Genomic DNA, 24,574 nt, shown 5'->3' with positions numbered 1-24,574 from the left:
CGGCCGCCGTGCCTTGTCCATACACGTTTCTTGGGGAGTTTGCCGCCGCAGGACAAGTGCCAGTGCTGCATACCATGGACTGATTGCCGTCTGCGCAAAAGCAGTTGTAGGAAGAGTACCTATTTGAAGCGGACCGTGAAGAAAGAGAGGGTTCAGCAACAGCATGGTGAACGGACGCGCACAGGGCGTTAACGGGCATGGATCATGCAACAGCAATACAAACGTTGAGCCGCACACAACATGCTTGCTTCGGCAATTGTGTTTTGGCGGACTATCGCGCCGTAGCGCCAACAGAGTGAAAGGAATTGAACGTGACCCCGCACTGGCTGCATGTCCTGTCCTTATTGTTTCTTGCGCTCGGCTTCGGCTGCGCCTTGTTCATTGCCGTCGATGTACTGCGCCATCCGCAAAAGATGTGGATCATGGATGTGGTCTGGCCGGTGACGGCGCTGTTCGGCACCGTCGCATCCCTCTGGCTGTACTGGCGCTACGGCAGGTTGTCGGCAAAGGATGTCGAGAGCGATGCAAAGGAGCGGGGAGAGCAGCCGCCAGCCAAGCAGTTGCCATTCCCCGTGATGGTGGCCAAGGGCGCCTCGCATTGCGGCAGCGGTTGCTGCATCGGCGACATCATCGCGGAATGGCTGGCCTTCGCCGTTCCCGCGGTCGCGACCTGGTTTGGCTGGCATTCCCTGTTCAGCGAAAAGATCTTCGCGGTCTGGGTGCTGGACTTTGTCCTCGCCTTTCTGATCGGCGTCGCCTTCCAGTATTTCACGATCGCACCGATGCGCCACCTCGGCTTCCTGCAGGGCGTATGGGCCGCGGTGAAGGCCGACACCCTGTCGCTCACGGCGTGGCAGGTCGGGATGTACGGCTTCATGGCGATCGCTTACTTCTGGATCTTCGGGACCTTGCTGCACACGAAGCTGGAAGTCGCCAGCCCGGAATTCTGGTTCATGATGCAGATCGCCATGCTGTGCGGCTTTGCCACCAGCTACCCGGTCAACTGGTGGCTGCTGAAAGCCGGCCTGAAGGAAAAGATGTGAGGTGAACGGTGCGGCAGGCTTTGCGGCGGCATGCGCTCGGGCCGAGATGGACCTGGCGGCGCAAGACGGGACGGGTCCGTGCCGATCATTTGATCCATCCGTATGGAGTTGAGGCATATGAATCACGACAGCGGGCGCGAAGCCGGGCAGGGTGGAGAGGATGGAGCGGCATCGCCGGGTCACGGCGCAGACGCAAGACATCGTTTCCGGCAGGGCAAGCCGGCCCATTGGTACGCCCGCGGCAGAACGAACCCGGCCATGTTGCCGGTCGACGCGCGGGCGGCCATGTACTCCATACCGGGGTGCCCATGAGCCCATACTGGATCGCCATCGGCTACGCCTGCCTGCCGGCCGCCGGCAACTTTGTCGGCGGCGCAATTGCCGAGATGGTCCGGATTCCGCCGTCCGTGCTTGGCTTCGCGCTGCATTTCGCAGCCGGGACCATACTCGCCGTGGTCGGCATCGAATTGATGGGGACGGCTCTGCAAACGGCGCATCCATGGATCATCGCGCTGGCCTTCGTTGCGGGTGGCGCCGCCGCTGCCGGGCTCAGGTCGGCGCTGAACGCCATCGTTGACCGCAGCGGCGGGGCAGGAGGCGGCGCTGGGCCATGGATGATCTATGCCGGCGTGGCGGCGGATCTGATCAGCGACGGCGTGATGATCGGCACGAGCGCCAGCATTTCGGGCAAGCTGGCGCTGCTGCTCGCGCTGGGGCAGGTAGCGGCCGACATCCCCGAGGGCTTCGCCACGATCGCGACTTTCAGGAAGGCGGGCATGGGGCGGGCAGCGCGCCTGGCCCTGACCGCCTCCTTTGCCCTGCCGATCCTGGCGGCAACTACGCTTGGCTACTTCGCGGTGCGCGAGGCGCCAGCCGTCGTCAAGTTCGCGCTGCTGTCCTTCACCGCCGGGATGCTGACCACCATCGCAATCGAAGAGATGATCGAGGAAGCGCACGAGAGCGGCGGGCCGAAGGAAAGCGGCTGGCAGACGCTGGGGCTGGCCATCGGTTTTGCGGCCTTCATCATGCTGTCTTCCTGGCTAGGCTGAGCGCGGAGGGAAGCGCCAGGGCTTTGCCACCGCGCTTCTGCCTATCGCCGCCAACGCGTCAGCGACCCACGGATTTTCCCCACGCCATCTGTGTCTATTGCCGGGGCCTGATTGCCGCAGGCGTTGCGAATGGGGAGCGCGAGGTCGGCCATATGCACATCGGACAGCGTGATGTCGGAGGCCGGCATGGCCAAGCGCACGAGCGCTGGTCCGTGCCTGCCCGCCGCCCGCCATCCACACGGAGATGCAGCACGTTGTCAGGACTGGGCGGCTGTCACCTTGATCGCGTCGGCCCCCTCGCGCGCCATGCGCGTGTACCAGGCACAGGGCATCGCCGTACAGAGGGACGCGTTGCCGCGGCTCGCGTCCTTTTGCCTGGCGCGGCAAGTCGCCGATCGGAACCGCTTAGTTTTAATTGCGGCAAATGTATTTTTGAGGCAATATGGCCGAGCTTGCCGGATCTTCCACACCCGCTATAACAAGCCGGCAAGCCGCGCCGGGCGTCCTGCCGGGCGCTGCAGGGTGAATAACAGGACGAATTCCGGCTCGCCGCATGTTCGGACCACCAGGTTGCGCGCCACGCGCGCCGACCGCCAGCGCTTGCCGCAACGATGCCGTTGCCGCGCAGGCTCCTGGACCCAGGCGCCCGCAAAGACGGGGCTCATTCAATGCCGGCGCGCTGCGTCGCGCGGCTTCGTGCCGCAGCCAGAAACAGGGGAGAACGATATGTTCAATGGCCTGCCATCGTATGACGTAATGCTCGCGGCGACCGTGTTCTTCGGCACGCTCGCCATCCTGCTGATAGCGCGCATGGTGCTCGCGCGGCAGTTGCGCCGACTGTCGACGCTGTCGCATTTCGATTTCCTGGCCTATCCGCTGCAGATCGTGATGGCGACGCGGCTGGGCTTCATGATCGCCGCGGCCCTGCTGGCCGGCCTGGATCAGCTGGCGCTGTCGCCGCGCCAGGAGCGGTTCGTGAACTATGCGTGGATCGTGGTCCTGGTGGCGCAGGTGGCGCTGTGGGCCAACCGGGTCATCACGGTTGCGGCCGAGCGCGCCTTCGAACGCCAGCGCCTGGCGAACCCTTCGGCCGCCACGCATTTGATGCTGGCCGGCCTGGTCGGGCGCATTATCCTGTGGTCGCTGGCGGTGCTGGTGGTGCTGGACAATCTCGGCTTCAACATCACCACGCTGATGGCCAGCCTGGGCATCGGCGGCATCGCCGTGGCGCTGGCGGTGCAGAACATCCTCGGCGACATCTTTTCCTCGGTGTCGATCGCGCTGGACAAGCCTTTCGTGATCGGCGACTTCATCGTCGTCGACAGCTACATGGGCACGGTCGAATACGTCGGCATGAAGACCACGCGGCTGCGCAGCCTCGGCGGCGAGCAGATCGTCATCTCCAACAATGAATTGCTGAAGAACCGCATCCGCAACTACAAGCGCATGCAGGAGCGACGGGTGCAGTTCGAGTTCGGCATCGCCCATGACACGCAGGAAGATCAGGTGCGCGCGCTGCCGCAGCTGCTGCGCGCCATCATCGCGTCGCCCGAACTCAATGCTCGCTTCGACCGTGCCCACTTCAAGGGCTACGGCGAAAGCGCGCTCTTGTACGAAGTCGTCTATTACGTGCTTGACCCGGACTACAACAAGTACATGGACATCCAGCAGCACATCAATCTCGAGCTGCTGCGCGAGCTCCGCGCGCGCGGCGTCGTCTTCGCCCGGCCTACGCGCGTGCTGTATCTCAACCAGAGCGCGCCGCGTGCACAAGCTGCCATGGGGGAATGACATGATGCGACCGCCCTTGACCTCGCTGCGCATGACCCTGCGCTTCGTATTGCCGCTGCTGCTGGTGCTCGGCGCCTTCGCCTATTCCTCGGTGCCGCTGATGGACCAGCTGAACCTGCGCTGGTTCATGCGCGACCTCGACCTGCGTTCTGCGACGCTGGCGGCCACGCTGGAGGATCCGTTGCAGGACTATGTGCCGCAGAAGGCGAAGAGGAAGATCATGCAGCTCTTCGACCGCGCCATCCTCGACGAGCGCCTGTTCGCGCTCGGCTTTTGCGATCCCCGCGGCGAGCTGATCTACAAGACCGCGACCTGGCCGAAGTCGCTGGGCTGCGCGCGCGACGCCGCGCCGGGCCGCGCCGGCGGCCGCCTGGTCGATTTGCCGCAGGGCGCGGTGCATGTGACCGTGAGCACGCTGCAGCGCGAAGGCGAAGCGCTGGGCAAGCTGATCCTGGTACACGACATGAGCTTCATCGAGCGCCGCAGCGCCGACACACGCAAATACGTGATGTCGGTATTCCTGGCGCTCGGCGTGGCGATTTCACTGATCACCGTGGTCATCGCGCGCATCAGCTGGCGCGGCTGGCTCGACGGCGTGCGCGGCGTGCTGCGCGGCGGCATCGCCCAGCGCGCCGGCTTCACTGCTTCGCCGGAGATGCTACCCCTGATCGGCGACCTGCGCGCGCTGCTCAATGAATACCAGCGCGAACGGCTGAGCGACGACGACGCGAAGGTGTCCGCGCCGGACAAGCTGCGCGCGCTGCTGCACAACGAACTGGCAGGCGACGAGGTGCTGGTGGTGTCCAACCGCGAGCCCTACATTCATGTGAAGACGCCGGAAGGCGTGGAAGTGCGCCGTCCCGCCAGCGGCCTTGTGACTGCGGTGGAGGCGGTGATGCGCGCCTGCTCGGGCACCTGGATTGCGCACGGGGCCGGCAACGCCGACCGCGACGTCGTCGATGCGCACGGCCGCGTGCCGGTGCCGCCGGGCCATTCGTCCTATACGTTGCGCCGCGTCTGGCTCAGCAAGGAGGAGGAGCAGGGCTATTACTACGGCTTTGCCAATGAAGGCATGTGGCCGCTGTGCCATATCGCCCATGTGCGGCCGATCTTCCGTTCCTCCGACTGGGAACAGTATGTGGCGGTGAACCGCCGCTTCGCCGATGCGGTGGTGGCCGAGGCGCGCACCGAAGACCCGGTGGTGCTGGTGCAGGACTATCACTTCGCGCTGCTGCCGCGCATGGTGCGCGAGCGCCTGCCGCGCGCGACCATCATCACCTTCTGGCACATACCCTGGCCGAACTCGGAATCCTTCGGCATCTGCCCGTGGCGCGCCGAGATCCTCGAGGGCATGCTCGGCAGCACCATCCTGGGCTTCCACACGCCGCTGCACCGGCGCAACTTCATGGACACGGTGGACCGCTATCTCGAGACCCGCATCGAGGAAGAAGCGTCGACGATTTCCTACGGCGGCAAGCTCACGCAGGTGCAGAGCTATCCGATCTCCATCGCCTGGCCGGAAGCCGAGGCACAGACCGATAGCGTGCCAGCCTGCCGCGCCGCCATCCGGCGCGAGCTCGGCCTGGCGCCGGACCATCTGCTGGGCATCGGCGTGGATCGTCTCGACTACACCAAGGGCATCCTCGAACGCTTTCAGGCAGTCGAGCGCATGCTCGAGCGTTATCCGGAAATGGTGGGCCGCTTCACCTTCGTGCAGATCGCCGCCCCGAGCCGCTCCTCGCTGGATGAATACCAGAACTTCGAAGCCCGGGTGCGCAGCCTGGTGCAGCGGATCAACGTCCGCTTCGGCAGCGGCGGCTACCTGCCCATCGTGTTGAAGGCCGAGCACCATGAGCATGAAGCGGTGAACCGCTATTACCGCGCCGCCGAAGTCTGCATGGTCACGAGCCTGCACGACGGCATGAACCTGGTAGCCAAGGAATTCATTGCCGCGCGCGATGATGAACGCGGCGCGCTGGTGCTATCGCAATTCACCGGCGCGGCAATGGAGCTGCACGCGGCGCTGATCATCAATCCCTATCACATCGAACAGGGCGCAGAGGCGCTGTATCGCGGCCTCATGATGCCGGCGGCCGAGCAGGCCGAACGCATGCGCAGCATGCGCATGCTGGTGCGCGACTTCAACGTCTACCGCTGGGCCGGGCGCATGCTGCACGACGCGGCGCGTCTGCGCCAGCGCGAGCGGGTGATGTCCAAGATCGCCGAGCACGGCGCCGCGCCCGGCCTGCGCAGGGTGGTGTGAAATGACGCAGCCGCTGTTTTCCGCGCCCGGCATGGCGCAGCTCGACGCCATCGTCCGCCCCGGCATGCTCTGCGCCTTCGATTTCGACGGCACGCTGGCCAATATCACGGCGCTGCCCGAAGCGGCGATGACGCTGCCGTCGCTGCTCGCCGGGCTGCGCGAGCTGTGCCATCTCACGCCAGTGGCCGTGATCACCGGCCGGTCGATCGATGATGTGCGACGCCGTCTCGGCTTCGCGCCGGCCCATGTGATCGGCAACCATGGCGCCGAAGGCTTGCCCGGCTGGGAGCGCGATGTGCTCGCTCAGCGCGGCGATGTCGCAGCATGGCTGCGTGTCTTCGCACGCGAGAGCGGCCCGTGGCGCGAGCCCGGAATACAGATCGAGGACAAGGGCGGATCGCTGTCGGTGCATTACCGCCATGCCAGCGATCCGCGCGCGGCCGAGGCTGCGCTCGGCGCGCGCCTGCGCCTGCTGTCGCCGCATCCGCGCGTGGTTGGTGGCAAGGCAGTGTTCAACCTCGTTCCGGAGTCTGCGCCCGACAAGGGCGTGGCGCTGCGCGCACTGATGACGCTGTGCGGCACGGACACTGCCTTCTATGCCGGCGACGACGTCACCGACGAGGATGTGTTCGCGCTGCGCGATCCGCGTGTTTTCTGTCTTCGTGTCGGCGCCGAGCCCGACAGCGCTGCCGACTGGCAGGTCGACGCGCCGGCCGACATGCGCGCGGTGGTGCAGGCGCTGCTTGCGCGCTTGCGCCACAGCGCGCCTTAGAGATCGGGAACTGTCATGGTTCCCGAAACTCAGACATGCATGAAACGGTTTCCCGGCATGTTTTCGACGACTGCCATTTCTGCCGCATCCCGCGGCATTCAGACATGCTTGAAGGAGATTTTCCTATGTACGGGAACAGCAAATTCGCCTGCGCCATCTTTGCAGCCGCCTCGGTCAGGACATCAAGCGCGTCGGCGTCCGCGACCGCGAGCGCACCCACGACCTGCTGAAGAAGGTCAGCGCCAATGCCAAGAATACGCAGCTCAAGGCCTATGCCGCCAGGACCATCGAGGTGGTCGACTCGCATCTGGTCATGGCTTGGAGCATGGAAAAAACGGGAAGGGCGGCAAGTAAGCCGCTTGCAAGCCGGCATCAGCGCGCCGACGCGGGTTTGCAGAACATGACGCCGGCATGCGAGTCCTGCTGAACAAATACTGGGAATACCTCAGCGCCAGCCTGTGGTTCCTGCCTTCGCTGATGGCCGGCGCGGCGATCGTGCTGGCGCAGCTGATGGTCGAGATGGACCGTCGTGGCGCGAATGCATGGCTGAGCCAAATGTCGTGGATCTACGGCGGCGGAGCCGAAGGCGCCAGCGCGGTGCTGCAGACCATTGCCGGCTCCATGATCAACATCGCCGGCGTGGTGTTCTCGCTGACCCTGGTGGCGCTGTCGCTGACATCCTCGCAGTTCGGCCCGCGGCTGCTGCGCAATTTCATGCGCGACCGCTCGAACCAGCTGGTTCTCGGCACGTTCCTCGCCACCTTCCTGTACTGCCTCGTCGTGCTGCGCACCGTCCGGCACGAGGACTATGGCGCGTTCACGCCGCACCTGTCGGTCACTGTCGCCGTGGTCTTTGCGCTGGCCAGCCTCTGGGTGCTGATCTATTTCATTCATCACGTGTCGATGTCGATACAGGCCGATGAAGTGATTTCGCGCGCCGGCACCGAACTGCAGCAGGTGATGGATCGGCTGTTCCCGGAACGCATCGGGCAGGGCAAGAGCGAGCGCGGAGAACACCGCGACCACGATTGGGAATCGCGCGCGCTTGCGGCATTCCGGGAAGGCGGCGAACAGCAGATAGGCACGATTTGCGTTCCCCGCGATGGCTATCTGCAGATGATCGACGCCGACGCGCTGATTTCCGCCGCCTGCGCCGGCGACATGGCGTTGCGCCTGGAACGGCGGCCGGGACAATACCTGGTCGAGGGCATGCCGCTGCTTTCCATATGGCCGGCGCAGCGCCTGGAGCAGCAGCTCGCGGACAGGCTGCTGGCCGCCTTCGCCATTGGCGCCGCGCGCACGCCGACACAGGACATCGAGTTCGCCGTGCTGCAGTTGGTCGAGGTCGGCGTGCGCGCCCTGTCGCCGGGGACCAACGATCCCTTCACTGCGATTGCCTGCATCGACCGGCTGTCCGCGGCGCTGCACCACCTCGCGCGGCGCGACATGCCCGACGCGTGCCGCTATGACAAATATGGCAAGCTCAGGCTGAAAGCGATGGCGGCGGATTTCCCGTCCATCGTCGACGTCGCCTTCAACCAGTTGCGCCAATATGCATCCGGCAACGTCGATGTGATGATGCGCATGCTCGAGGCTATCGCCACCGTGGCGCCGGCTTGCACCCGCGAAGCGGATACGAGGGCGCTGCAGCGGCATGCGGAAATGATTGCCGCCGCCGCGAGCCGGTCGCTGCAGGAAGAGAACGATGCGCAGGCTGTCGCTCAGCGCTATCACGCGGTCAGGCAGGCGCTGGCGCGCAAGAGGGCGGAATAAGGCAAAGGACTGCCCGGCGGATCGGTTATGTAGCGAATGCCGTGGCGATACGGCACGCTCGATGCGAGGAGAATGATCATGTTTTTCGACAGCGCGCGGGACCTGCTTCGTGTCATTGCCGTGGGACTGCTGGCCTACGGCGGATGTGTTTTCCTGCTGCGCATCAGTGGCAACCGCACGCTGTCGAAAATGAATTCCTTCGACTTGATCGTGACTGTGGCTCTCGGTTCGACCCTGTCCTCCATCCTGCTTACCCGCAGCATCTCGCTCAGCGAAGGCTGGCTGGCGCTGGCGCTGCTCATCGGCCTGCAATTCGCGATCACCTGGCTGTCGGTGCGTTCGGGCAGCATCAGTGCCCTGGTCAAGACGCAGCCCACGCTGCTGATGCGCGACGGCCGCATGATCGAAGACGCAATGAGGAAGGTGCGCGTCACGCAGGACGAAATGCGGGCCGCCGTGCGCCGGCAGGGCATAGGCGGCATGGAGCAGGTCGCCGCCGCCATCCTGGAGACGGATGGATCGCTGAGCATCGTGCCGCGTTCCGGCATGGGTTCCGGCTCCGCGCTGGAGCGCGTGGCCGGGGCGACAGAACAGGCGGACGGCGGCGCATGACGCCTGCGGCGTTCAGGACGAGTGCATCGAGCAGGGCATGCTCCTGCGCACCACTTTGCCGATGCTCAGTCCCTGCCCGAGGATGGAAAACACCACCACCATGTAGGTCAGGCCGACGACGATATCGCGCTGCGGGCTCGCCGGCAGCGACAGCGCCAGCGCCACCGAGATGCCGCCGCGCAGTCCGCCCCATGTGAGCACCTTCCATGCGCCGGCGGGCAGGCGGAACACCGGGCGCAGCAAACCGATCGGCATGCCGGCGGTGACCAGGCGCGCGCCCAGCGTGATGGCGATGGCGATCAGGCCGCCCACCGCCAGGCCACTGGAAAAGGCGATCACCACGACTTCCAGGCCGATGAGCACGAACAGCACGGCATTCAGGATCTCGTCGATGAGTTCCCAGAACATGTCGACATGCATCCTGGTCTTGTCCGACATCGCCAGCGCCCTGCCATGGTTGCCGACGATCAGGCCGACCACCACCATCGCGAGCGGTCCGGAAACATGGAGCCTGCTTGCCAGCGCATAGCCGCCGATGACGGTGGCCAGCGTGATCAGCACTTCTTCCTGGTAGCTGTTGATGCTCTTGAGCATGCGGTATGCAACATAGCCGAGCGCAAGGCCGAGGGCGATGCCGCCGCCGGCTTCCCTCATCAGCAGCATCGCGCCCTGGACGGGCGTGGGCGCGTCGCCGCTCACCGCCATCGATGCCAGCAGGGAAAACAGCACCACGCCCACGCCGTCGTTGAACAGCGACTCGCCGGCGATGACGAGCTCCACGTCGCGCGGGGCGCCGGCCGATCTCAGGATGCCCATCACCGCGATCGGATCGGTCGGCGAGATCAGCGCGCCGAACAGCAGGCAGTAGGGCAGCGGCAGCGCCACGCTGGTGAAGGAAAGGCCGTACCACAACACGAAGCCGACCAGAAGCGTCGAAGCCACTGTCCCGACGCCGGCGAGGGCGGCGATCTGCCAGCGGTAGCTGCGCAGCGCGCTCAGGTCCACGTGCAAGGCGCCGGCGAACAGCAGCAGCGACAGCATGCCCTGCATCAGCAGCTCGGAAAAATCGACCGATCGCAGCAGCGATTCCTCGTAGTCCCGCGGCACGCCGACGCCGGCGCGGTCGAGAACGATGGTCACGAGGGAAAGCCCCAGCGCAATGGTCATGACCCCGATGGCAGGGGGCAGGCCGATGTACTTGCGGTTGAAATAAGCGAGGACGGCGGTAATGACAAGAAAGGCGGCGGCGATATCGAGCATGCAAACTCCGGTTACACGTGCCCGACGCAAGCCGCGGGTTGCGAATGCGCCGGAGGCACGGATGGGTCACAGGGGTGGACTGCGAGCTGCCGAAAAGATTGCGTGGCGCCGCTGCAGCACTGCGCTCCCCCATTGCGGTTCCTCATTTCGCGGGAATGCGAGCCATATACGTTGTGATGGCGGGGCCGGCATTCGCGGGATCCGAAGGCTGGCCGTTGCACGGGACGACGCGGCAAAAACGGTTTCGCGATGCATTGCTGATGTCGGCATCTGGAAGGCCACGCGTCCATTGCGCCGGACGCAGCGCACGCAGGGCGACTGGCACGGCCCTTGCAGAGTCATAGTTGTGACGCCGGTTTTGCATCATGCCTGTGCAGCGACGACTATCCGTCGCCGCCTGGCCGTCCAGGGCGGTCGCAAGCAGCTCGACCATGCACCATGCCGAACAACAGGATCCATTTCAGGGAGGGCTCATGTCCAACCAGATCAACACCCGGCAAATCGCCGAACATCTCACCACGCTGGCCAGCCTGCTCGAGGCCGAAGCCATCCGCATGAACACGCTGGGCATCGTTACGAAAAGGAGCGTCGCGCTCGAGGCGCGAGCTGTGCGCGCATTGGCCACGCGGCTCTGGGATGCGGATATGCACATTGCATTGGTCGCGCCGGGCGAGGCCGAGCCACACGAGACGGTTAGCGCCGAGATGCCGGGGAAGCTGGCGCTGGTGCAATAGCGCGATGCAGTCGTGCCTGTGGTCCCGGGCATCCCGGACAACGCAGGCGCGGTGGAACGGGGCAGCAGGATTGGCAGGGCGCAGGGTGGGTGCAGCCACCCCTGTCAACATGCAGCCAGGCACTCATCGCGGCAAATGATCTTGCGCTTTTCCGATGCTTTAAGAAGAACCCGTTCATCCTGAGTAGCCGCGCAGCGGCGTATCGAAGGAAGCCATAGCGGCTGCATACCGAGAGCATGTCTTCATCTGGTGAACGAGCTCTGTCAGCCCCTTCGATACGCCTGCTGCGCAGGCTACTCAGGGCGAACGGTTATTGGTTATACGAAGAAAAGACGTGTCTTTTTGTACGCCACAGAAGCGTTTCATGAACAAGGTATCAGACCGTGCTCGGTAGGCACTTGCATCCCGGCATGTTGACAGGGGGGGTGCAGCCCATCCGGCCAGCGGATAGCCGCGTGGACGCAGCAGGCCCTACGTGTCTGTTGATCTCCGGGGTGTCAGGCCTCGCATGCTTCAGCCGTCTGCTGAAGTCGGCGCACTGCGCTAGTCACCTAGATCTACGCATGCGCTGCCTCTCCCGCCAGGTGCGCAAGCCCATCCCGCAAGGCCTTGACCCGCGGCCAATGGAAGCCCGACAGCGGATATTCAATGCTCACCGCCAGGCTCACCAGGCTGTTCAGATCGCGCAGCAAGCGTTCACCGGCAGCGCCCTTGCCGTCGCGCAGGCGGCCAATCACATCGTTGCGCGCATCGATCAACATCGTTGCCGCATGGCCGAACTCGGCATGCGCTTGCTGCGGTTTGTCATGGCGCATGCCGTCGATCGCATCGAGCTTCGCCACCACCGCTTTCAGCGCCTCGCGCGGCGCATAGGATTGCATCGTCGCGTCCATCATGCGTCTCCCATTGCCGGCGCTTCGGAGGCCGGCAGGCGCTCCGGGCGCGTGAGCTGAAAGTAATCCTGCGGCCGCTTCGCCGACTCATTGCCGGCGCGGAATATCCCGGCGCGCATCATCATGCCGCCCGCGAGTATGCCCAGCGAAGCCAGCGCGGACAGGCCGCGCGCGCGCTTGGGCGCCAGGCCGGCCAGGCCGAAGCACACCAGCGGCAGCAGGTGGCCAAGGTTTTCCGACAGGCTGTTGTAGGTCGCGGTGGCACTGTCCTTGTGCATCACGCCGTCCAGGCCCTCGACCCGGTAGTCGTTTTCCGAGGCTTGCGACAGCGCGGTGCCGGCCAGCGTCGCCACCAGCGCGATGTTGTCCAGCGCGTCGCAATTGCGCGCATCGTCGAATGCCCGCTCGGACAGCGACAGCGCCGCCGCCGCGCTGGCCATCGCCGAACAGGCGAAGCGCGCGCTGATCAGGCGCGGCTGCGCTGCCCAGGTCGGCGAACTGGTCGCTGAAATCAGCGAGCCGGTATAGGTGCTCATGCCAACGCCGGTCAGGCCGGCCGGCAGTTGCGCGGCGCGCGCCAGCGTCCGCGTCCAGCGTCGGCGCGGACTCTTGAAGAATTGCGCAATCGCAGTCAGCCCGGTGAAGCCGGAAAAGCTGGTGAGGATGTACGAGCCGATCGACATCGGCGAAGTCTTGCGGAAGATGCGCAGCATGTTGTACCAGCGCTGCGGCGTATGCAGGTCCGCGATCAGCAGCACCGGCCCGACGATCGAGGCGCCGCTGGCGAGATAGCGGGCATTGCGCACCAGGCTGGCATAGCGCGAGCGGCCGGTGAAGTCGGCCAGCGTGGCGATGATCTGCGCGCTGCCGGCCAGTCCCGCGACCCAGGTGTAGCCCCACACCAGCGCGCCGTAGCCGGCCGGCTTCACAGCGGGATGGCCGTAATAGGTCGGGCCGTCATACGGCGTGGATGTGGCCTGCGGTTGTTCCAGCGGCACTCCCGGCAGCGGTTCGGACTGCAGTGTCGGCGGCAGCGGATACGGCGACAGCTCGGTCAATGGCGTCGGTATCTTCGCGTTCATGCGCCTTTCTCCTTCGCGCCGCCGGAGAGCATCGCCGCGGCGGCCAATGCGAGGCCGGCCATCGTGGCGATGCCCGTCATCAGCGCCGGCGCGATGCGTGTGCGCGGCAGCGTCGGCGCTTCGGGCAGGTTGTAGACCTGCGGCCGGTCGGTAAGCAGGAAGAAGGCGTTCAGCTCTTCAATGCCGCCGGTGGCGCCGGGCGCGCCCGGGGTGCCGTACAGATAGGCGCTCGTCACGCCCATGTCGTGCAGCTGTTCGACGCGCCTGGCCGCGCGCGCATGCAGCTCCGGGATTTCGCCGAACTGTATCGAATCGGTCGGACAGGACTTGGCGCAGGCCGGTTCCATGCCGCCCTTGAGCCTGTCGTAGCACAGCGTGCACTTGTGCGCCTTCCCATCGATCTCGGACAACTCCACTACGCCGAACGGGCAGGCCGGCACGCAATAGCCGCAGCCATTGCAGATGTCCTGCTGCACCACGACGGTATCGAACTCGGTCCGGAACAGCGCGCCGGTCGGGCAGGCTTCGAGACAGCCGGCATTGGCGCAGTGCTTGCAGACGTCGCTCATCATCAGCCAGTGGCTTTGATAGGGCGGCATAGCCGTGGGCCGTGCGCCGCCGTCCTCAAGCTTTTCGATGAAGGCTACATGGCGCCAGGTATTGGCCGACAACGCGCGGGTATTGTCATAGCTCATGCCCGACAGCGACAGATGGTCGGCCGGCAGGCCGTTCCATTCCTTGCACGCGACTTCGCAAGCCTTGCAGCCGATGCAGCGCGTGGTATCGGTGAAGAAGCCGTAACGCCTGCCCGGCGTGATCGTTACGCCCGCGGTCAGTTCGGATTCATTCGGTATCGGATGATGCATCACCGATTCCTGGTGCTCGGTCATTCTGTCCTTAAGCTCCATCGTTTCCTCCGGCGCCGGGGTGCGGATTGCTGGGCAAGCGACCCGGGCGCAGATTGCAGGTGAAGGCCTTGCCTTCGTGGATCGAGGTGTTCGGATCGCCGACCACCGAGGACAGCACATTGGCGATGTCGCCGGTGGCGAAGCCCGCCCAGCCGAAATGGAAGGGCATGCCGATCTGATAGATGCGGCGTCCATCGATCTGGAACGGCCGCAGCCGGTCGGTGACCATGGCCTTGGTTTCGATTTCGCCGCGCGCGGTCGACAGCACCACCCAGTCGAGGTTGGCAATGCCGAGATCCTGCGCCAGCTCGGTCGGTATCTCGGCGAAGCCTTCCGGCTGCAGCTCGGCGGTGGAAGCCACCGAGCGCGTCGGCGTGCCGCCGGAATGATGCTCGGTCAGGCGGTAGGTGGTGAAGGCATACGGATAACGCGGATCGGCCGGCGCATGGTAGACGTTGTACTCGCGCTCGAATTTCTTAGCGGTCGGGTTGTCCTGCTGCGCATACATCGGGTTCTTCACCGGCGACTCCACCGGCTCGTAATGCGTGGGCAGCGGCGCATCCTTCAGGCCCGAAGGCACGAACAGCGAAGACCTGCCGTCGGCGATCATGATGAACGGCTCCGAGCCTGAGAGCGCATCCATGCCTTGCGGCTTGCTGTTCCAGTCCGGCTGGTAATCCGGCCGTTTTTTCGGCTCGAAGTCGAGTGCGTCCAGGCATTGCCATTCGCTCTTGGCCTCGTCCCACCACGTCAGCTTCTTGCGCTCGGACCATGGCTTGCCTTCGGGATCGGCAGCGGCGCGGTTGTACATCGTGCGCCGGTTCGCCGGCCACGCGAAAGCCCAGCCGAGATGTGTGCCCGGGCCGTCGGGCCCGTCCGGCTTGCGCGACTGCGCCTGGTTGTGGTCTTCCTTCGGATAGACGCCGGTATAGATCCAGGCGCCGCAGGCGGTAGAGCCATCGTCCTTGAGATCCTGGAACGACTCGATCTGCTGCTTCTGCGGCCAGGTGTAGCCATTCATCTCCTTCAGCACATCCTCGGCCGCGCAATCGGCATGCTCACCCTTTTCGCCATAGTCCCAGGTGAGGTTTTGGATCGCCGCGTCGCACGGCTTGGTACTGTCGGCATACAGCGCTTTCAGGCGCTTGGCGAGGTGATGCACGAACCACAGGTCCGAGCGGTTGTCGCCGGGGGCGTCAACGATCTTGTCATGCCATTGCACCAGGCGATGGGTGTTGGTGAAAGTGCCTTCCTTCTCGCCGGCAGCCAGCGAGCTCGGCATCAGGAACACCTCGGTGGCGATATCCTTCGGCGCGATGTCGCCGGCCTTCACCGGATGCCCGGCATACCAGAACGATGCGGTCTCAGTCTCGGTAAAGTCGCGCACCACCAGCCAGTCGAGATTGGCCAGGCCGCGCTGCACCGTTTGCGCCGAGTTGCTGCCGCCGATCGCCGGGTTCTGGCCGATGATGAACATGCCGCGGATCAGCCGGTCGCGCATGGCCAGGGTCATTGGCAGCTGCGAATGATCGCCAACGTTTTTCGGCAGCCACTGATAGCCCCACTCGTTTTTCGGCGTCGCTGCATCGCCGTACCAGGCGCGCATCAGGCTGATCATGTACTTCGGGAAGTTGTACCACCAGCCGGTCGGCGTGGTTTCAACTTCGAGGTAGCCCTTCAGCGTGGCATGCGGCTTGAAGGCCTGCGGCTGCGGCAGGTAGCCGGGCAGCAGGTTGTACAGGGTCGGTATGTCGGTCGATCCCTGGATGCTGGAATGGCCGCGCAGCGCCAGGATGCCGCCGCCGGGCCGGCCGGTATTGCCGAGCAGCGACTGGATGATGCCGGCCGCACGGATCATCTGCACGCCGGTGGTGTGATGCGTCCAGCCGACCGCATAGCAGATCGCGCCGGTGCGCTCGCGCCCGGAATTCTTCGCCAGCGCTTCGGCCACGCGCAGAAACGTCTCCTTGGGGCAGCCGGTCACTTCCTCGACCATCTCGGGCGTATAAGCCGCGTAATGGCGCTTGAGGATCTGGTACACACAGAAAGGATGCTGCAGCGTTTCATCGCGCTGCGGCGGCCCTTCGGTCATGCGCTTGGTGCCGTCGCTGAACGACTCGGTGGTGCTGACGTAATGCTCGGCCAGCGAGGACGGCACCACCATGCCCTTGTACTGCCAGCTGTCATAGGTGTATTTGCGGCCTTCCTTGTCCCAGCCTGAAAACAATCCGTCGAGTTCGCTCGCATCGCGGAAGCGCTCGTCGATGATGGTCGACAGGTTGGTATAGGCCATCGCGTAATCCCGGAACCAGAGATCGTTCTCGAGTATGTAGCGAATGATGCCGCCGAGGAAAGCGATGTCGCTGCCCGCGCGCACCGGCGCATAGATGTCGGCCATGGCCGAGGTGCGCGTGAAGCGCGGATCGGCATGGATGATGGTCGCGCCATGATCCTTCGCCTGCAGCGCGAAGCGGAAGGCGATCGGATGGTTTTCAGCCATGTTGGATCCCATCACCAGCACGACGTCCGAGTTGGCGAGATCCCATTGCGGCATGGTGGCGGCGCCGCGACCGTAGGTGGTACCCAAACTGGGCACCGAGGAGCTATGTCATATTCGTGCCTGGTTTTCGATCCAGACCATACCGAGCCCGCCGGAGAAGAGCTTCTTCAGCAGATAGTTTTCTTCATTGTCCAGCGTGGCCCCGCCAAGCGAGCCTATGCCCAGCGTATGGTTCACGGTCTCGCCGCTGGGCAGCTTTTCGACGAAGGTCTCATCGCGGGTTTGCTTGACCAGATGCGCAATGCGGTCCATCGCCCAGTCCAGCGGCCGTTCTTCCCAGCGCTCGCCGTGCGGCGCGCGGTACAGCACGCGGTTGATGCGCGCTTCGCTGGTGGCCCAGCCGAAGGTGGCCGCACCCTTCGGGCACAGCGTGCCCTGGTTGATCGGGCTGCGCGGGTCACCTTCGATGTGAATGATCTTTCCCGACTTCGCATACACCAGCTGCGCACAGCCGACCGCGCAATACGGGCAGATGCTGGTGCCCACGGTATCGGCCTCTTCCAGCCGCGGACGCAGCTTTTCCGACATGCTGCTCTTGGCCGCCTTGGACATCGGGTCCTGACCGGCGGCCTGGCGGGGCAGCGACCAGTCCTTCAGGAAACCGGCAAGGCGGCGTGCCGGCGTGGTGTGGTTCTTGGTCATGCTGGGTTTCCTTGATGTAGCTGTTCAATTTCGACGACATCATGCGCGGTGCGGGCGATCATGCCCGGCGCCGCGTCGTAGCGCACGCGCACATGACTGCCGCTGCGCTCGAAGCTTTCGAGGTCACGCCACTCCAGCGGCGCGTTATGCGCAAGGATGAAGAGCCGGTGGCTGCCGTCCTCGCCGGTCAAATGAAAACGATGTTCCTGTACGAGCGTGATGACGCCGTCGTGGGTATCCATGCTTGCTTGCCCATGTCGAGATATCCGCCTTGCGGTGCAAGACGCATGCCCGCCGATATGGTGTGGAATTTGCAGTGCACCTGACCAACAAACAACGGGGCATTCGATGATCTGCAGCGTATGCAGGCGATTGCGTGTGCATGTTCTGCAAATGCGCCGTGGCAATTCACCTTGTCGCAAGTAGCTTTGTACAAAACTATGAAAAATTTACACGCTTGTGCCTCGTCTGTTTCCTTGATTCAAACTGCTTTGCGCTGCCTTGAGTGCGCGTGGAGCATGCCCGCATGAACGGCGGCAATGCGCACCTGACGCTGGGCGTGATCGGCCACGTCGACCATGGCAAGACCAGCCTGGTACGAGCGCTTACCGGCACTGACACCGATCGGTTGAAGGAGGAGAAAGAGCGCGGCATGTCCATCGTGCTCGGCTTTGCATGGCTGGGCTTCGAAGAAGGCATCGTCGATGTGATCGATGTGCCGGGGCATGAAGCCTTCGTGCGCACGATGATTGCGGGCGCAACCGGCATCGATGCGGCCTTGCTCGTGGTCGATGCGCGCGAGGGCATCAAGCCGCAGACGCTCGAGCACCTGGCCATCATTGAACTCATCGGCGTGTCGCGCGGCGTGATCGCGATCACCAAGAGTGACCTTGTGCCTGGTGCCGAACGCGATGCGCTGCTGCGCCGGCTGCGCATGCGGCTGAAGGGAACGCCGCTGGAATTCGCGCCGGCAGTGGCGACATCAATTATTAGCGGCGAAGGCATCGCCGAGCTCAAGGCGGCGCTGCGCGGCCTGCTCCTCGCGCATGAGGATGCCGCGCCCTCCCTTGCACGCGGCTATCTGCCGATCGACCGGGTGTTCAGCCTGCCCGGCCACGGCACCATCGTTACCGGCACCTTGCGCGCCGGGCGTATTGCCATCGGCGAAGAACTAGAGCTGATGCCTTCAGGCCGGCGCGCCACGGTGCGCCAGCTCGAAATGCACGGGCGCGAGGTGAACATGGTCCATGCGGGTCAGCGCGTCGGCGTGAACCTGCGCCATGTGAAGCCGCAGGACGTGACGCGCGGCGATGTGCTGGCCGCGCCAGGCCTGTTGAAGCTCGGTGAATGGCTCGACGCCGAGATACGCGTCACCCCCGATGCGCCGGCGCCGATTGCCAACGGGCAGACGCTGCGCCTGCTGTTCGGCGCGACCGATGTCGCGGCGCGGGTGCGGCTGCTGGGCAAGGAGACGCTCGCCCCCGGCGAGGCTGGACTTGGGCAACTCCGCACTGCCAGGCCTGTTGCCGCGGCCGCTGGCGAAGCCTTTATCCTGCGGCGCGAATCGCCTGCAGCGACGCTGGGCGGCGGGCGGCTCCTCGATGTCGCCGCGGGCCGCCATCGCCGCGGCGACGGCGCCGTGCGGCAGCGCTTGGCGGTACTGGCGCGCGGCCGCGGCGATGAAGCGCTTGCCGAGCGCCTGCGCGGCAGCGGCATTGCCGGCATGCCGCTGCCGCGCATCGCTGAGATGCTCGGCTGCGACAGTGATGCTGCCCGAGCGGCAATCGACGGCTACGCGCGCTTGCATGGCGCGACTGTGCTGCATCTTCAGCATCACGATGCGCTGTGCGAGGCACTGCTGGCCTGCCTGCGCGACTTCCATCGGCGCGAGCCGGCGCGTGCCGGCGCACCGCTGCCGCTTTGCCGCGCCAGCCTGCCGCGCGAGGTCGATGACAAGCTGTTCAAGTCCATCCTGCGTGGCCTGGCGTCCAGCGGCAACATCGCGTTCGGCAACGGGCTGGCATGGCTGCCCGGCCATGATCCGTTTGCGGCGCTGGATGCAAAGGCGAGGGGGCGGGCCGAGCAGATCGAAGCGCATTTCCTGCAGGGTGGTGTGACGCCGCCGGATGTTGAGGACTACACCATCGAGCGCGCCAGTGCGGCACTGTTCCACATGCTGGTGGAGCAGGGACGCATCCTGCTGCTCACGGGCCAGTTACCCGGGCAGCGCATCGCCTTTCACCGCGAGGCCATCGAAGCGGCGAAGGCACGCATACGCAGCGCCTATCCGGCGCCGGCGCGTTTCACGGTTTCCGAGGCGCGCGGCCTGCTCGGTTCCACGCGCAAGTTCACGGTGCCGCTGCTGGCGCATCTCGATGCCGCCGGCTTCACGCGTCGCAATGGCGATATTCGGGTGTTGCGTGAGGGGCTGCAAGCTGGCGCCGCGGCGAGGTCAGGGGAGGGCGCATGAAGTGTTGTCGGAACGGAGCCCGAGCCGCTGCAATGGCTTGCGGCGATGCGCGGGCAATGGAGATGCCGATGCAACGACGCTGCACCGATGCACTTGCTTGCGATCAGCGGGTTTGCGGAGTGTCGTTGTGGGACGCATGTACTTGGGACAGGAAACGAATGCCAGCCAATAATGCAGATTGTCGCCATGTTGCAAATCCTTGTTTCGTCATCACACGGAGGTGGCTGAGGTCTGGTGGCTTCCCTGGTCTTCAAAACCAGTGGCCTGCCGTAGGCGGGTTGTGGGTTCGATTCCCATCCCCCTCCGCCCTATGTCGAACCGCAGGGAGACAGCGATGAAAAACGCGCATATCGTGATCCAGACCGTTTTCGCGACACTGGGCGCGCTCGTGATTGCGGGCGTGCTTGGCGCGGCGGCCTTCATCTATGCGGGTGTGTTCAACGTAGCCGCGACCAAGGAGCACACGGCGCTTGCCGTCTATGTGCTGCATTACGCAATGCAGCGCTCAGTCAAGGCGCGCATCCATCACATCGAGGCGCCGGAGGACCTCGGCAGCGGTGAACGCATCGCCGCCGGCATGGCCTTGTACAAGGAGCATTGCGCGAAGTGCCATGGCGGCCCGGGCGTCGGGCCCGAGGCGATCGCGCTGTCGATGCGTCCCGAGCCGCCGAACCTGGTCGAGCCGGGCCGCGACTGGCCGGCGAAGGAGGTGTACTGGGTGATACGCCACGGCGTGAAGATGAGCGGCATGCCCGGTTGGGAATATCGACTCACCGACCGCGAGATCTGGGACTTGACCGCATTCACCAAGGCGATGCCGAGCATCTCGCCGATGGACTACAAGCGAGAGGAACCGCCCTCGCCGCAGAACAAGCCGGCGGCGATGCGCAATGTGGTGGCGCAGGCGCAGCTTTCCGGCGACGGCAATCCGAAAGCCGGCAAGCACGCGATCGCGCAGTACATGTGCGCCACCTGTCATGTCATTCCGGGCATCGCCGGCGCCGACAAGAACGTCGGGCCGGATCTGTCCGACATCGCTCACCGGCGCTATATCGGCGGCGTGCTGATCAACACGCCGGACAACATGGTGCGCTGGCTCAGGGATCCGCAGGCGATCGATCCGCAGTCGGCCATGCCCAATCTGCAGGTGAAGGAGAAAGACGCGCGCGATATCGCGGCCTACCTGTACACCCTGGACAAGAGGTAGCGATGTGTCGCGGAACCGTGCGCACCGTGTGCCGGTCGTAAAGCTATTCCTCATCAACGGGACAGGCATGCATGGCTGAATCGCGCATCGTGGTCTTCGCGGCCATCGCTGGCAACGTGGCGATCGCCACGACCAAATTCATCGTCGCCGGCATCAGCGGCAGCTCGGCGATGCTGTCCGAAGCCATCCATTCCACCGTCGACACCGGCAACGATCTGCTGCTGCTGTTCGGCATGAAGCTGTCCGAGCGCAAGCCGAATGCAGCGCACCCTTTCGGCTATGGCCGCGAGCAGTATTTCTGGAGTTTGATCGTCGCGGTGCTGGTGTTCGGCCTGGGTGGCGGCATGTCGATTTATGAAGGCCTGCAGCACATGCGTCATCCCGAACCGCTGAAGGACCCGATGTGGAATTACATCGTGCTGGCCGCCTCCACGGTATTCGAGGGCATCAGCTTCGCCATCGGCGTGCGCGAGGTCTGGAAGAGCAAGGGCGAGCAGGGCTTCTTCACGGCGCTGCATAACAGCAAGGACCCGAGCACCTTCACCGTGGTCGCCGAGGATGCCGCCGCGCTCGCCGGCCTCGGGCTTGCCGCGCTCGGTGTGTTTGCGAGCCACCACTTCAACCGTCCTGATCTCGATGGCGCAGCATCTTTGGCCATCGGTGTGCTGCTGGCCGGTGTGGCGATATTGCTGATCTATGAAAGCCGCGGACTGCTGATCGGCGAAGGCATCAGCACCGACACCGCGCACACGATACGGCTCATGGCGCTTGACGATGCGACGGTGCGGGCGGTTGGTTATCCGCTGTCGATGTATCTCGGACCCGAGGAAGTGCTGCTTACGCTCGATATCGAGTTCGAAGATACCTTGTCGTCCGAAGAGATGACGGCATCTGTACGGCGGCTGGAGTCGGCCATACGCGCGCGTTTCGAACGCATCCGGCGCATCTACATCGAATCGAATCCAGTCGCGGTGCATGAGCAGGCGCAGAGGCTGGGTATGCAGGCCAATGCGGCATGAGTATCCAGCGAAGTGGTCGTAACCCGGGCGCATGCCACCTGTAAAGATTACCGGTCTTGTAATACCTCTTTGTCCAAACGGACGTGATGCGGTTTTGCGAGGCCGTGAACACCCAGTGCGCAACGGGCTTTGCCGGCTTTTCGACGGTGGCATGCTTTCTGCTCTACATGAAACAGCGGCGGCGATGCCGACAAGCGTCGCGGCAGCCGTCACCATCATCGAAACATCAAGGAGGAAATCATGAAAAAGCAAAACATCATCGCGACCCTGTTGCTGTCCGTGGCCCTGGCCGCGTGCTCGTCCACGCCGACGCAGCGCTCCACCGGCGAAACCGTCGACGACGCGAAAGTCAATGCCACGGTGAAGACCCAGCTGGCCAAGACCGAGGGCCTGGGCAATGCGCTGGCAATCAATGTCGACACTTATCGCGGCACCGTGATGCTGTCCGGCTTCGTCGACAACGAGCAGCAGCGCATGGCCGCTGGCCGCGCCGCCGCACAGGTCAAGGGTGTGGAAAAGGTGGACAACAATCTGCGTGTGAAGCCGCGTTCGTGATCATGTGATGGCTTGCGGAGCTTGTCGGCTTCGCAGGCCCGTAGGGTGGGCGCAGCCCACGCGGTGAAGGCTCGAACAACCGCGTGGGCTGCGCCCACCCTACGAAGCGACTGCATACCTGATTTGCTTTTGCCGTTGCCGTTGCCGTTGCCGTTGCTGTTGCCTTTGTCTTTAACCCCGTTGATTGCGCCGTGACGACGATGCCCGGAGCGGATAAGGTGCGGCGTCTGTCTGAGCGAAGCGCAGCGTAGCGAGTTTAGCCGCGCCCCGCTCCGGGCGTCGACGGCACGGGAACCCCGCGCAGCGGGGCGCAATCTCCGGGGCGCCTTTTCTTGCCTACTTCTTTTGGCGCGCAAAAGAAGTAGGCCGGCTGCCGGGCCGGGACCCGGCTAGGTCGAGGGGGCGCTGAACGTATTGCATCACCGGAGTGATGTCGTTGAAGGGGCGGGCTCTTGCCTTGGTCGTCGTCGCGTTGATTGAGGTTTGGATTGAAAGGCCCGCCCGATCGAAGTTTTTAGGCCCGGTGACCCGAAACGGCCATCGCGCTTGGCGAACTAGCCGGGTCCCGGCCCGGCAGCCGGGTCACTTCTTTTGCTCGCCAAAAGAAGTAACCAAGAAAAGGCGCCCCGGAGATCGCGCCCCGCTGCGCGGGGTCCCCGTGTCGCCGGACCCTGAAGCGGGGCGCGGCTAAACTCGCTACGCTGCGCTTCGCTCAGACAGACGCCGCACCTTATCCGCTTCAAGGCCCGGCGCCACGGCGCGATCAACGGGATTAAAAGCAACGGCAACTGCAACTGCAAAGGCAACTGCAACTGCAAAGGCAACTGCAACTGCAAGGCCCAGGCCCAGGCCCCACCATTACCCCGGCTGCGCCCCCGCCGGCGGCTCGGTGTCCGCAACCGGCGTCACTGTCGTGCCTCCCACCGCATCGGCCGCCACCGGTATCGAACCATCCGCGCGGGTATAGCTGCCGATCAGAACACCGCTGGCAATCGCATGCTGGCGCAGCAGGTCGAGCACCGCATCGCGGCCGGGCGTGCCGGACAACTCGGGCTGGACATCCAGCGCAAACAGCTGAAAACAATAGCGATGCACGCCATGGCCAGGCGGCGGATCGGGCGGCAGCCAGCCGGTGCGCAGGTAAGAATTGCGCCCGGTGTGATAGCCCTGGCCCGCATGGTCCGGGCTCTTCAATGCGCCTTCGGGCAGCGTGCCGTCCGCAGGCGGCAAATCGAGAACGATGGCATGCACCAGCGGATGCGGCGTCGGCGCGTCGGCATCTTCCACGATCAACAGCAGCGATGCCGTGCCGGGCGGCACGCCGAACCATTCCAGTGGCGGCGATATGCCTGCGCCATCGGCGGTGTACTGCGCCGGGATCGGCCCATGGTCGACGAATGCCAGGCTGCGCATCTGCAGCGCGGCGGTGCCGGCGCCGGCACTGATGCGATTAAAAGCAATCTGGTCCAGGCCGGCGCGCTGGTCGCGCAGCGCGTGGCCGAGCATGTCGGGAAGTTTTTCCAGCATGGCGGAGGCTCCGTGTCATCTTGGCGAATTGCCGTATTGACAAAGTAGAGCGCGACCGCCGGGTGAAGTTCCTGTCGGGCAGCCTCAGCGTCGCTGGCCGTAATAGATCGGACCGTGTCCGTTCAACACTTCGGATTGACGACGCAGATGATCAAAGCCGGTCAGCGCCGCATGGCTGTCGTGCACCGGCTTGCGCTGCGGGTTTGAGGAATCGGACAGCTCGGTGCGCACCGCCGTCTTGAAGTCTTGCGCGAATGCGGCGCGCTGTTCCTGCGAACGAAAGCACGGGCCGTTGCCGGCGACCGAGATCGATAACGTGCCGTTATCCGAATGGCTGAGTGCGCATTCGGCTTGGCAAAGCGGGGAAAGAAAAAGGAGAAGGTAAGGCAGGCAGCGACGCATGGAGTGAGGAAT

22 protein-coding genes and 1 tRNA gene are annotated in these 24,574 nt (G+C 64.6%); 13 read left to right on the top strand and 10 right to left on the bottom strand.

All coding sequences use genetic code 11. The features are described from left to right. Window positions 1–311 precede the first annotated feature (311 nt). From JJB74_RS18265 to otsB, 5 genes are all read left to right on the top strand, one after another. Window positions 312–1,043, top strand: coding sequence for a DUF4396 domain-containing protein (locus JJB74_RS18265; RefSeq protein ID WP_325170138.1), 732 nt, complete (start codon window positions 312–314; stop codon window positions 1,041–1,043). Window positions 1,044–1,351: 308 nt separating this feature from the next. After that, window positions 1,352–2,092 (top strand): ZIP family metal transporter, encoded by a 741-nt coding sequence (locus tag JJB74_RS18260; RefSeq protein ID WP_200594149.1) that lies wholly within the window; start codon window positions 1,352–1,354, stop codon window positions 2,090–2,092. A 726-nt stretch (window positions 2,093–2,818) separates the two neighbouring features. Beyond that, on the top strand, window positions 2,819–3,883 hold the full coding sequence (locus JJB74_RS18255; protein ID WP_200594147.1) for a mechanosensitive ion channel family protein: 1,065 nt from the start codon (window positions 2,819–2,821) through the stop codon (window positions 3,881–3,883). 1 nt (window position 3,884) lies between these two features. Then, window positions 3,885–6,146, top strand: coding sequence for an alpha,alpha-trehalose-phosphate synthase (UDP-forming) (locus JJB74_RS18250; RefSeq protein ID WP_407672382.1), 2,262 nt, complete (start codon window positions 3,885–3,887; stop codon window positions 6,144–6,146). Between the two features lies 1 nt (window position 6,147). Continuing rightward, window positions 6,148–6,918, top strand: coding sequence for a trehalose-phosphatase (otsB, locus tag JJB74_RS18245; RefSeq protein WP_200594145.1), 771 nt, complete (start codon window positions 6,148–6,150; stop codon window positions 6,916–6,918). A 13-nt stretch (window positions 6,919–6,931) separates the two neighbouring features. Here the strand turns inward: otsB and JJB74_RS18240 are convergent, their stop codons facing one another. Further along, window positions 6,932–7,225, bottom strand: a complete 294-nt coding sequence (locus JJB74_RS18240) for a hypothetical protein (protein ID WP_200594143.1) — start codon at window positions 7,223–7,225, stop codon at window positions 6,932–6,934. 104 nt (window positions 7,226–7,329) lie between these two features. Between JJB74_RS18240 and JJB74_RS18235 the strand changes: the two genes are divergently transcribed. Further along, the gene (locus tag JJB74_RS18235) at window positions 7,330–8,691 is read left to right on the top strand and encodes a DUF2254 domain-containing protein (protein ID WP_200594141.1); all 1,362 of its coding nucleotides are present in this window, start codon (window positions 7,330–7,332) and stop codon (window positions 8,689–8,691) included. A 78-nt stretch (window positions 8,692–8,769) separates the two neighbouring features. Beyond that, a complete protein-coding gene (locus JJB74_RS18230) occupies window positions 8,770–9,303 on the top strand; it encodes a DUF421 domain-containing protein (protein ID WP_200594139.1) in 534 nt (177 codons plus the stop codon). Between the two features lie 12 nt (window positions 9,304–9,315). Here the strand turns inward: JJB74_RS18230 and JJB74_RS18225 are convergent, their stop codons facing one another. Further along, window positions 9,316–10,563 carry a cation:proton antiporter gene (locus JJB74_RS18225; RefSeq protein ID WP_200594137.1) on the bottom strand — a complete coding sequence of 416 codons (1,248 nt, stop codon included), beginning with the start codon at window positions 10,561–10,563 and terminating at the stop codon, window positions 9,316–9,318. 142 nt (window positions 10,564–10,705) lie between these two features. Then, complete coding sequence (locus JJB74_RS18220; protein WP_200594136.1) at window positions 10,706–10,996, bottom strand: hypothetical protein; 291 nt, start codon at window positions 10,994–10,996, stop codon at window positions 10,706–10,708. A gap of 40 nt (window positions 10,997–11,036) precedes the next feature. Here JJB74_RS18220 and JJB74_RS18215 point away from each other — a divergent pair, with 40 nt between their 5' ends. Next, window positions 11,037–11,297, top strand: coding sequence for a hypothetical protein (locus tag JJB74_RS18215; RefSeq protein ID WP_200594134.1), 261 nt, complete (start codon window positions 11,037–11,039; stop codon window positions 11,295–11,297). A 557-nt stretch (window positions 11,298–11,854) separates the two neighbouring features. Here the strand turns inward: JJB74_RS18215 and JJB74_RS18210 are convergent. From JJB74_RS18210 to JJB74_RS18185, 5 genes are all read right to left on the bottom strand, one after another. Further along, complete coding sequence (locus JJB74_RS18210) at window positions 11,855–12,193, bottom strand: hypothetical protein (protein WP_200594132.1); 339 nt, start codon at window positions 12,191–12,193, stop codon at window positions 11,855–11,857. Further along, the gene (gene nrfD / locus JJB74_RS18205) at window positions 12,190–13,272 is read right to left on the bottom strand and encodes an NrfD/PsrC family molybdoenzyme membrane anchor subunit (protein WP_200594130.1); all 1,083 of its coding nucleotides are present in this window, start codon (window positions 13,270–13,272) and stop codon (window positions 12,190–12,192) included. Before nrfD ends, JJB74_RS18210 begins: the two co-directional genes overlap by 4 nt. Continuing rightward, window positions 13,269–14,180, bottom strand: a complete 912-nt coding sequence (locus JJB74_RS18200; RefSeq protein ID WP_200594128.1) for a 4Fe-4S dicluster domain-containing protein — start codon at window positions 14,178–14,180, stop codon at window positions 13,269–13,271. Before JJB74_RS18200 ends, nrfD begins: the two co-directional genes overlap by 4 nt. Further along, window positions 14,170–17,292, bottom strand: a complete 3,123-nt coding sequence (fdh, locus tag JJB74_RS18195) for a formate dehydrogenase (protein ID WP_325170143.1) — start codon at window positions 17,290–17,292, stop codon at window positions 14,170–14,172. The genes JJB74_RS18200 and fdh overlap by 11 nt, the downstream gene beginning before the upstream one ends. Before the next feature lie 86 nt (window positions 17,293–17,378). Continuing rightward, on the bottom strand, window positions 17,379–17,624 hold the full coding sequence (locus tag JJB74_RS18185; RefSeq protein ID WP_200594122.1) for a hypothetical protein: 246 nt from the start codon (window positions 17,622–17,624) through the stop codon (window positions 17,379–17,381). A gap of 284 nt (window positions 17,625–17,908) precedes the next feature. On the opposite strand from JJB74_RS18185, the gene selB reads away from it, so the two are divergent. The 5 genes from selB (at window position 17,909) to JJB74_RS18160 (ending at window position 22,633) form a co-directional block, all read left to right on the top strand. Further along, a complete protein-coding gene (selB, locus tag JJB74_RS18180; RefSeq protein ID WP_200594120.1) occupies window positions 17,909–19,852 on the top strand; it encodes a selenocysteine-specific translation elongation factor in 1,944 nt (647 codons plus the stop codon). Between the two features lie 216 nt (window positions 19,853–20,068). Beyond that, window positions 20,069–20,158, top strand: a tRNA-Sec gene (locus JJB74_RS18175). Between the two features lie 28 nt (window positions 20,159–20,186). Beyond that, window positions 20,187–21,059, top strand: coding sequence for a c-type cytochrome (locus JJB74_RS18170; protein WP_200594118.1), 873 nt, complete (start codon window positions 20,187–20,189; stop codon window positions 21,057–21,059). Window positions 21,060–21,130: 71 nt separating this feature from the next. Beyond that, complete coding sequence (locus tag JJB74_RS18165) at window positions 21,131–22,078, top strand: cation diffusion facilitator family transporter (RefSeq protein WP_200594116.1); 948 nt, start codon at window positions 21,131–21,133, stop codon at window positions 22,076–22,078. 240 nt (window positions 22,079–22,318) lie between these two features. Next, window positions 22,319–22,633: a BON domain-containing protein gene (locus JJB74_RS18160; RefSeq protein ID WP_200594114.1), complete on the top strand. Its 315-nt coding sequence runs from the start codon at window positions 22,319–22,321 to the stop codon at window positions 22,631–22,633. Window positions 22,634–23,491: 858 nt separating this feature from the next. Here the strand turns inward: JJB74_RS18160 and JJB74_RS18155 are convergent. Both JJB74_RS18155 and JJB74_RS18150 read right to left on the bottom strand, forming a co-directional pair. Beyond that, complete coding sequence (locus JJB74_RS18155; RefSeq protein ID WP_200594112.1) at window positions 23,492–24,160, bottom strand: YbhB/YbcL family Raf kinase inhibitor-like protein; 669 nt, start codon at window positions 24,158–24,160, stop codon at window positions 23,492–23,494. 84 nt (window positions 24,161–24,244) lie between these two features. Beyond that, the gene (locus tag JJB74_RS18150) at window positions 24,245–24,562 is read right to left on the bottom strand and encodes a hypothetical protein (protein ID WP_200594110.1); all 318 of its coding nucleotides are present in this window, start codon (window positions 24,560–24,562) and stop codon (window positions 24,245–24,247) included. Between the last annotated feature and the right edge of the window lie 12 nt (window positions 24,563–24,574).

Origin of the sequence: Noviherbaspirillum pedocola (assembly GCF_016632335.1) — a bacterium.
In the GTDB taxonomy this organism is placed as follows: domain Bacteria; phylum Pseudomonadota; class Gammaproteobacteria; order Burkholderiales; family Burkholderiaceae_D; genus Noviherbaspirillum_A; species Noviherbaspirillum_A pedocola.
The sequence above is the reverse complement of the archived record's forward strand: the minus strand, read 5'-3'. Positions and strand labels throughout refer to the sequence as shown.